Genomic DNA, 8,663 nt, shown 5'->3' on the forward strand with positions numbered 1-8,663 from the left:
AATGGAGCGGCCGTGACTGAATGTACCACGCTTTTCTTTAGCGCGATGGCGACGTATTCCATGATCAGGCAAATCAGATAACTGCACATCAAGCCATTTTTGATCAATCCAGTTATAGACCGTCTTGTAGGCAATTCCAACTACATGGGCAACTTGTTCAGGGGACCACTTCTGGACTTGAATCTTTTCCTCGATCAAGTGTTTAAGGTTTTTAGTGAGCGAAGACTTCCGCCCCCGTTGACTAACCTTGCGTTCAAAGTCAGTTTGCGCTAGCTCAGCCCGGTACTCACTATTTAGCCGGTGAAGTTCGTTAAAGATGGTGGCCTTACTAAAGCCTAAGTAGTTAGCGATGTATCGCAAGGAACGTCCTTCATTATGAAGTGTTTCAATGACAACACGGTTCTGGAATGATAAAATAGTGGTGCCCATCAAGGTCCTTCTTTCTAATGGATTGTACGGTAACACCATTAAAGACCTTGATGGGTTTTTCTGTCCACTTAAATGTTCAACTTAAATTTTACAATCTGCCATTCCTAAAAAGGAGTTTGCAATTCAATTTTTATAGCCGAGTTGCAGACTTCTTTTATTTAGAGTTCATTTAAAACGCTTTGTAAGACTTCAACTAGTTTCTTATCCGGCAATTCTGGATAATTAACAATCCAGTAATCATAAAGATCCGTGACTCCCGCGCTGATGCATTCCAGCCGCAAATCAACAATTGGATCAGCTAGATCAGCACCAATCCGCTTGGCTAATCCCTGCTTAAACAAATCTTTGCCGCGCACTAAGAAAAAATCATTTTGATTGTTCTTAATAAGCGCCTTACAAAAATGATAGTTTTTACGTGCCAGTTGATTCAGGCCCAATGTGAGATTTTCAATTGTTAACGGCTGGACCTTAGCAATTACGTTCTCAATCTCCTGCAGCAGTTCATCTTCAATCGCCTGAAGGACGTCGGTCAGTGTGTAAAAATACTGGTAATAAGTTTTGCGATTAACGTTTGCTCGTCTCGCTAACGCAGTAACGGTAATTGTGTTAAGCGGCTGTTCAGTAAACATCTGTTTAAAAGCTGCCATAATTTTAGCTCTACTATTCATACTTCACACCACATTATTGCAAGATTTGTCCATTGAGACCTTGTTCATTTTAACACATAATATCAAGCGAACAGATTGAAAGGAAAAGGGGAATAACAATGGGAATGTTAGATCAAAAAGTGGCAATCATTACGGGTGCTACTAGTGGAATGGGGAAAACGACAGCGGAACTCTTCGCTAGGGAAGGTGCTCAAGTCATTATCGCCGACATTAATGACGATCACGGTGGCGAGGTTGTCGAAAATATCCAAGCTGCCGGTGGTCAGGCCCAGTACCAGCATCTCGATGTTCGTAACATGGAATCATGGGCAAAACTGGTTAGGAGCCTTGAGCGAGTGGATGTCTTGGTAAATAATGCCGGGATTGCTCCGTTAACCACGAAGACTCTTGATGAATGGAATAATGTAATGGCTATAAATCTGACTGGTCCCATGCTTGGAATTGAGGCGGTCTTGCCATTGATGAAAAAGCAAAAGAGTGGTTCCATCATTAACATCAGCTCAGGAGCCGGTGCCACTGGGTGCCAGTACACCGCCTATTCAACTTCCAAGTGGGGTTTACGGGGGTTAACCCGTTCCTACGCGCTCCGCTTGGGGGATGATAATATTCGGGTTAATGCAATCTTGCCGGGATGCGTTAAAACGCCAATGGCCCCTGATGACTTTATCAAGCAGGTGGAACCAGCTTTGCCAGGGAAACGGGCTGCCCAACCGATTGAAATTGCTCATGCCTCACTTTTCTTGGCCAGTGATCTCAGTAGTTATGTCAACGGTCAGGACTTGACGGTCGACAACGGCTTAAATAACCTCGGTGTGTACGAAGGCTTTACCCGTGCCATGCCAGACTACATGAAGGGCGATCTTGATTAAGAACTGTTTGAAAAAGGGATGACGAAAGCAAAAATCGTCATCCCTTTATTTAGTTAAAAATTCAAATTCTTAATCCAGCTATCAATAGCGGCAGGGGAGTTCAGAACGGCCCCCTGGCCAACTTTAACATCATAGCCGTTTTCCTTAACGGCCCGCTCGATGTTGCTCTGTGAACGGTCATAGGAGGCCCCACCGGACGTGGCAAAAAGGGCTAGCTTCTTGCCATTGAGGTTGAGGTGATCAATGACCGTCGTGATGAAGCGCGGCGGAATTGCCCACCAGATCGGGTGACCAATGACGATGTTGTCGTAGCCGCTGATGTCAGGCAGATCATCCTTGATTGCAACCCGGGTATCGTGTGTATGCTGTTCAATCGAGGTCCGGGACTGGGAGTCGTGCCAGTTCAGGTCCGCACTCGTGTAGGGCTGGGCGGGATGAATCTCCGCGATGTCCGCATTCAACCGTTGGGCGATTTGTTCGGCAACCTTCTTGGTGGTGTTAGTTGCTGAGTAATAAAGTACAAGTGTTTTTGCCATATTCAGCACTTCCTTTCTGTAAGTAAATATAGCATGTTCGACAGCCGGTGTAAAATGCCTAATCTTAGCACTTAATTATGTAATTACTGCATACGAGGGGGACCAAGCTAAAATAGTGGACATTCGAACTTCAGCTGTCTAGAATAAGTTGAAGCCGTTTGCAAAGGAAGGATCATAATGTCTGAAAAAGTTCTGTACCATACCGTTGTTGAAAACCGTGCGGGCATCCACGGAGTTGCCAAGGTGATCAACGGCGGCGACCTGCAAGTCACTACCGCTAACCCAGTTTCCGCAGATCCGGGAACAAATCCCGAGCAGCTGGTTGGCTTGGCCCTAGCCACCTGCCTGAACGCAACGATCGAGGCCGAGGAGAAGCGCCGCGGCTTGAAGCATGCCAGTGTTGTCCGCGTCGGGATTAAGATGGGGTTCGATAACCCCGGCTTCCAGTTTTGGCTGGACTGCCAGGTCAAGATTCCAGAGGTTGATCGGGAAACGGCCCAGGCAATCCTCGACAAGGCTGAGACGCGCTGCCCGGTTGACAAGCTCCTGAAGGGGAGCGGCAATCTGACCGTTCATCTGGTTGATGACTTTAATTTTGACGAAGAAGAGGCGTAGAAAATGAAGTATCTTGTAACCAACAGCACCGATATTCGCTATAACCTGGCCCTGGAGACCTACCTGATGGAGCACGCCGAACTGGACGAGCCAATCCTGTATTTCTACATCAACTCCCCATGCATCATCCTGGGCCGCTACCAGGATGCCTATGAAGAGGTTAACCTCGATTACGTCAAACAGCACCAGGTCATCGTGACCCGTCGGACGTCTGGTGGTGGGGCAGTCTACGACGACTTTGGCAACGTCAGCTTTAGCTTCATCACCAAGGATGATGGCGACTCGATCGGCAACTTCCGTAAGTTTACCGAGCCCGTCTTGGAGGCTCTCCATGAGATGGGGGCCAAGGATGCCGAGCTGGCTGGACGCAACGACCTCCAGATCAATGGCAAGAAGTTTTCCGGCAATGCCATGAAGACGGAGAAGGGGCGGATGTTCTCCCATGGTACTTTGATGTACGACGTCGACCTAGACGTGATCGGCAAGGCCCTAAACGTTCCTGCAGACAAGATTGTCTCTAAGGGGATTAAGTCCGTCCATAGTCGGGTCACCAACCTGAAGCCGTACTTCGCACCAGAATACCAAAACCTGACGATTGAGCAGTTCAGGGACACCCTAGCCAAGAAGATTCTCGGGGTCAGCGACCTTTCCCAGGCCAAGGAATGCGTCCTGGACGACGCCACCAAGCAGGCGGTCGAGAAGCTTAATGAGGATGTTTATCGCAATTGGGATTGGATTTACGGCAAGTCCCCGGCTTCGGCCATTCAGCACCGCCAACATTTTGCCCAGGGGACCGTGGACTTTCGCCTGCAAATCGAAAACGGTCGGATTAAGTATCTCAAGACCTACGGGGACTTCTTCGGCCAAAAGGCGATGGACGAATTCGAGCAGCAACTGATTGGCACTCGTTATGACCGTGCGGCGGTGACCGAAGCACTGAGTAAGCTGAATCTGGCAGACTATTTCGGTGCCATCCCCAAAGAGGAGATTATCGATCTGTTGATGCGGCAGGAATAGTTTATTAGTACATGGGCTTCGTTCTTTGAAATGAGGTCCTTTTCTTTTACAATAAAAGTGTAGAATGAACGGATTTCTAGGAAGGATGGGAGACAATGGGGAAACAAGTGGTGACAGTCTATCAAGCCTTTAAGCATGCTAAACATAAAGTCTTAATCAACATGTATCTTGATAAGTACATTCAGCCGCGGACACTTGAAAAGTATGGTCATAAAGCTTGCAAGAAACAGCTAAAGAAATATCTGAAATATATCTTGAAGCAAAAACCGCGGGTCACAGAAGATGACAGCAATTATGTTTTCTTCGTTAGCCATAAGCTAGATAATGATCTCCTAATGGTATCGCCCCGTTTTAATTTACAGCGGGCCGATCAGTTGGGCGCGATGTATCCGACCTATGGCTATGAGCTGACGCCAATGGCAGAAACATTAGGATACTTGATCATTAAGACCTGGCGAACAAAGTACTACATGAATGAACTATTGGTTGATATTATGTATGAAATGTCCTGGTTTGGGTATCGTCAAGAGGGCCTTAAAAAGGAGATTCACCAACTTAAAAAAGCCGATAAGGAAATCAAAAAAGGCAAGCTGAAAAGCTCCGCGGCCCATAATCGTAAGGAACTGTCTGAGATGTTTGGCATTGACATTACAGACGAGGATCATTTTGACCGCTATGAGCACCAGCTTCAGCATGAGATTATAGAACTCTCGGGGATGCTCGTTAGCCATTCCCTAGACCGGGAGGCGGTTAAGGTGAAGAAAATTTTGTGCCAAGTTGATCCGGCAATAGTAAAAAAGAAAGCAAACTGATTTGGCTACGCATTGGCAAATTACTCCCACTTGCTTATGATAGAGGACAAGAACGAAGAGGGGATGGATACAATGACCTATGAAGAATTGAACGCCAAAATCATGGAATGGGCGCACGAACGCCAGATTGACTCGGCCGATCCGCGAGTTGAATTCATGAAAATGGCCGAAGAACTGGGTGAGCTGTCGGCCGCTTACAATAAGGAGAAGCGCGCTAAGCTAATCGACAGCATCGGTGATCTTCAGGTCGCTCTGCTAATCTTCAGCAAGCTGGTTGGCGTCGATCACAAGGCAGCGCTGACGGCGGCCTACAACGAGATCTCCGGCCGTCATGGCAAGACAACTGCGGACGGTGTCTTCATCAAGCAAAGTGACCTCAATGACTAAGAAAAAGAAAGGGCACTTGACCAAGCGCCAGGCACTGGTCTACGGCGCCTGTTTATTGCCGATGAACGTTTTCTTCAAGCTCTACCTAGCCGATCAAGAGAAGGCAGCGCGAATCAGCAATATGCAAAAAAGGCATGGAAAATCATCAAGATAAAATATTTCTCTTTTGACTCGGCGCTTACTATAATTAAGTAAGAACTAATAAAAGGGGGATCAGCACATGAAGAAAATTGTTGTCTTAACCGGGAGTCCACACCATCCGGGAACGTCAGAACAGTTGGCCGATGCCTTCGTTGCCGGGGCTAAGGCGGCCGGCAATGAGGTTTACCGCTTTGACGCAGGGCGGCGGATCAAGGACTTTTCACTGATTCAGCTGGAAGATAACCATACCGGCGCAGAAGTCGAAATCGAACCAAACGATGTCATTAAAAATGAAGTCATGCCCAAGCTCTTGGACGCGGACATCGTCGTTCTGGTCAGCTCATTGTACTACTACGGAATTAATTCCGCGCTGAAGGCCGTCATCGACCGTTTCTACAGTTATAACCACGAGCTGCATGGCGGCAAGCAGGCCATTACCCTGGTCAGTGGCTACGGTCAGGAGGATGCCTTTGCTTCACTCAATCTGTACTTCAAGCAGTTGCTGAAGTACATGCGTTGGGATCTGTTCGGCTCGGTCCTGGCTGCCGACTCCTGGAACAACCAGAAGCTCCAGCAGCACGTTCAGGAAGCGCGCAAGCTAGGTGAAAGCATTCATTAGCATAAAGAAAAGTCCGCTTTTCGGCGGGCTTTTTTAGTTATCCAATGCAATTTCATTTATAAATAACGAAAAATTATTGTAGTCGATAGATCAAACATTATGGCAGTTCGTCCCGATGTGCCAGCATGTAGTCGATGAATTGCTGACTGGCGATCGGCATCAGGCTTGGATTGCGCTGAACAATCCCGATTTGTCGTTGCAGATTTGGGTGGAGTGGGACCGCCCTGATATGGTAACTCTGTTTTTGCAAGACCAGCTCTGCAAGGATGCTGAAGCCCAGTCCGGCCTCGACCATGGACATGATTGTGAAGTCATCGTGGATTCGGGTAACGATATTCGGTTCGATTCCCGCCGCACCAAAAGCGGCCAGGGGCTCACTGTACAATCCCTCTTCTAACATTAAGTAGGGTTCCTGGGCGAGGTCCTGAAGGGTCAGGAATTCCCGGCGGGCGAGGGGATGATCTGCAGGAAGGATCGCCCGTAAATCGCCACTTTTGATGTAGCGGACGTCGATATCAGGCCGTGCGAGGGGATTACAGAAACCAAAGTCGACCTCGTTGTCCGCCACCCACTGGGGAATCGTAGTGTAGTCTCCCTGGAGCATCACGAACTGAACGGTCGGGTGGAGCTGACGAAACCCACGAATTAAGCGCGGCAACCAGTGGGCGGAGATGCTCTCGATCGTTCCGATACGAACCACGGCGGACTTGAGACCACGAATTTCCGCAGCTCGCTCCTGAGTTGTCTGCCAGTCCTTGCTTGCCTGGCGAATCAGGGGGAGCAGCTGTTTGCCAGCGGGCGTCAGTTGAACGTGGTGCTGAGAACGGGCCAAGAGCTTAACGCCCAGTTCTTCCTCCAAGGCATTAATCATCTGGCTGACGGCCGATTGGGTGTAGCCGAGTTCCCTGGCAGCGGCGGTAAAAGAACCGGTTTTGATAATCGCCAAAAAGGCTAAGAGACGATTCATGATAAGCACTCCTTATTGTAAGATAAAAATTATTCGTTTCACTTATTAAGCTTAGCAGATTAGAATGTGAATTAACAATTAATAGGGGGATTCAATTATGAAAATGTACCACGTCGATGCCTTTACCGATCAACTCTTTGCGGGTAATCCCGCCGACGTCTGCCTGATGGACCATTTCCCGGGCGATGAGGTCCTGCAGAATATTGCTAAGGAAAACATGCTGTCCGAAACTGCCTATCTGGTTAAGGACGGGACGGACAAGTATCAATTACGCTGGTTCACACCAGGCGGTGAAATTGACCTGTGTGGCCACGCAACGCTGGCCAGCGGCTTCGTAGTTTTCCAATACTGCCAGCCAACGTCCAATCTGGTGCGTTTTGAGACCAAGAGTGGCGAGGTGACGGTAGCTTACGTTGATGGTCACTACCAAATGAACTTCCCAAGCTATCCGCTCAACCAAATTCCGGTGACGGACGAAATGACCGCGACGTTCGGAGTGCGGCCGCTGGCAGCTTACTTGGCCCGCGACCTGATGTGTATCTTGCCAAGCGCAGCGGACGTGCGCAATTATCAGCCTGATGCGGCTGAATTAGCAAAGTTACCGGGCTTACTACAAAATATTACCGCAGCAAGCGACGAGCCCAAGTATGATTCGGTTTCCCGTTGTTTTGCTCCTAAGTTAAACGTACTAGAAGATCCAGTGACGGGCAGCTCGCATTGCCAGATTGTTCCTTACTGGGCTCAGCAGCTTGGCAAGCAGCAAATCACGGCATTTCAAGCTTCGCCGCGGACTGGTGTTTTGTACTGTGAGGATCAGGGCGACCGCGTTTCGCTGTCTGGGGATGCGGTTCTGTACTCAGTTGACGAACTGAAAATTGAAGAGTGACTCAACAACAGCTGAGTATCACCTTAGAAGAAATGCTGAAAATTGTAAGAGTCCTTGAAAACTATTCAATTAAAATAAAAGCAGCAATTAGCAATATCTCTAGTCTAAGAGGGAATTGCTAATTGCTGCTCTCTCTATTTAGCAACCTGTCATTAAAATTATAGTTTTAATGCAATTTAATTCAAAAATTATTTGAATCACTTATATTCACCTATATTATTTCAGCTTTTGAAGTCCTCTCACATCTGCATGATAAAAAGCCGTTTGCATTCTCCTACAAATGCAGACGGCTCTCCTTGTTAGAAAAAACTTCAATTATGATGTGAAACTTAAGGGATAGTTCTCTCTAAACAGGAATTATTATACAGATTTTTGGCATTCACGCAAGCGCTTTGCTTCGTTTTTGTTGTGTATTGAGTTGTTATTTGTTTTCTATTTTCATCATTGCTAGTCATGATTGTTCAAATACAAGTAATTCAATCGCCGGATTCCTTCATTAACGTCAGCCCGGTAGAAATATTCAACTTTCTGATTCAATTCTGAAACTTGAAAGCCAGGAATAACGGCTAATCACCGCTATCCCTGGCTTTCTTATTATAAAAATAGAAAAAACGCAAGAAGCTCCTGCGTTATACTTTAACTGTTCACACCAAAGTAAAGGAGTTCTTACGCTATGAACAGTATAAAGCATTCTCAGGAGAATAACGAGTCCCAATT

General features: G+C 47.4%; 12 protein-coding genes. 8 read left to right on the plus strand and 4 right to left on the minus strand.

Translation table 11 applies throughout. The features are described 5' to 3' along the window. The coding region (locus OCT58_RS09480) for a helix-turn-helix domain-containing protein (protein WP_267202597.1) at nucleotides 1-429 on the minus strand (429 nt) is incomplete at its 3' end. Nucleotides 430-587: 158 nt separating this feature from the next. Further along, entirely contained in the window at nucleotides 588-1,076 is a 489-nt protein-coding gene (locus OCT58_RS09485; RefSeq protein ID WP_267202598.1) for a TetR/AcrR family transcriptional regulator, read from the minus strand. A 119-nt stretch (nucleotides 1,077-1,195) separates the two neighbouring features. On the opposite strand from OCT58_RS09485, the gene OCT58_RS09490 reads away from it, so the two are divergent. Next, a complete protein-coding gene (locus OCT58_RS09490; protein ID WP_267202599.1) occupies nucleotides 1,196-1,966 on the plus strand; it encodes an SDR family NAD(P)-dependent oxidoreductase in 771 nt (256 codons plus the stop codon). Nucleotides 1,967-2,019: 53 nt separating this feature from the next. Here the strand turns inward: OCT58_RS09490 and OCT58_RS09495 are convergent, their stop codons facing one another. Next, the gene (locus OCT58_RS09495; protein WP_267202600.1) at nucleotides 2,020-2,502 is read right to left on the minus strand and encodes a flavodoxin; all 483 of its coding nucleotides are present in this window, start codon (nucleotides 2,500-2,502) and stop codon (nucleotides 2,020-2,022) included. 177 nt (nucleotides 2,503-2,679) lie between these two features. Here OCT58_RS09495 and OCT58_RS09500 point away from each other — a divergent pair, with 177 nt between their 5' ends. From OCT58_RS09500 to OCT58_RS09525, 6 genes are all read left to right on the plus strand, one after another. Then, nucleotides 2,680-3,117: an OsmC family protein gene (locus OCT58_RS09500; RefSeq protein WP_267202601.1), complete on the plus strand. Its 438-nt coding sequence runs from the start codon at nucleotides 2,680-2,682 to the stop codon at nucleotides 3,115-3,117. Nucleotides 3,118-3,120: 3 nt separating this feature from the next. Beyond that, nucleotides 3,121-4,134: a lipoate--protein ligase gene (gene lplA, locus OCT58_RS09505; RefSeq protein WP_267202602.1), complete on the plus strand. Its 1,014-nt coding sequence runs from the start codon at nucleotides 3,121-3,123 to the stop codon at nucleotides 4,132-4,134. Nucleotides 4,135-4,229: 95 nt separating this feature from the next. Then, nucleotides 4,230-4,946: a DUF6557 family protein gene (locus OCT58_RS09510; protein WP_267202603.1), complete on the plus strand. Its 717-nt coding sequence runs from the start codon at nucleotides 4,230-4,232 to the stop codon at nucleotides 4,944-4,946. Nucleotides 4,947-5,018: 72 nt separating this feature from the next. Then, a complete protein-coding gene (locus tag OCT58_RS09515; RefSeq protein WP_267202604.1) occupies nucleotides 5,019-5,333 on the plus strand; it encodes a MazG-like family protein in 315 nt (104 codons plus the stop codon). After that, complete coding sequence (locus OCT58_RS09520) at nucleotides 5,326-5,487, plus strand: hypothetical protein (RefSeq protein WP_267202605.1); 162 nt, start codon at nucleotides 5,326-5,328, stop codon at nucleotides 5,485-5,487. Before OCT58_RS09515 ends, OCT58_RS09520 begins: the two co-directional genes overlap by 8 nt. A 66-nt stretch (nucleotides 5,488-5,553) precedes the next feature. After that, nucleotides 5,554-6,093 carry a flavodoxin family protein gene (locus tag OCT58_RS09525; protein WP_267202606.1) on the plus strand — a complete coding sequence of 180 codons (540 nt, stop codon included), beginning with the start codon at nucleotides 5,554-5,556 and terminating at the stop codon, nucleotides 6,091-6,093. A 97-nt stretch (nucleotides 6,094-6,190) separates the two neighbouring features. Here OCT58_RS09525 and OCT58_RS09530 read toward each other — a convergent pair whose 3' ends face one another. Then, nucleotides 6,191-7,060: a LysR family transcriptional regulator gene (locus OCT58_RS09530; protein ID WP_267202607.1), complete on the minus strand. Its 870-nt coding sequence runs from the start codon at nucleotides 7,058-7,060 to the stop codon at nucleotides 6,191-6,193. 97 nt (nucleotides 7,061-7,157) lie between these two features. Between OCT58_RS09530 and OCT58_RS09535 the strand changes: the two genes are divergently transcribed. After that, entirely contained in the window at nucleotides 7,158-7,946 is a 789-nt protein-coding gene (locus tag OCT58_RS09535) for a PhzF family phenazine biosynthesis protein (RefSeq protein WP_267202608.1), read from the plus strand. Nucleotides 7,947-8,663 lie beyond the last annotated feature (717 nt).

Source organism: Limosilactobacillus kribbianus, assembly GCF_026413145.1.
Taxonomy (GTDB): domain Bacteria; phylum Bacillota; class Bacilli; order Lactobacillales; family Lactobacillaceae; genus Limosilactobacillus; species Limosilactobacillus kribbianus.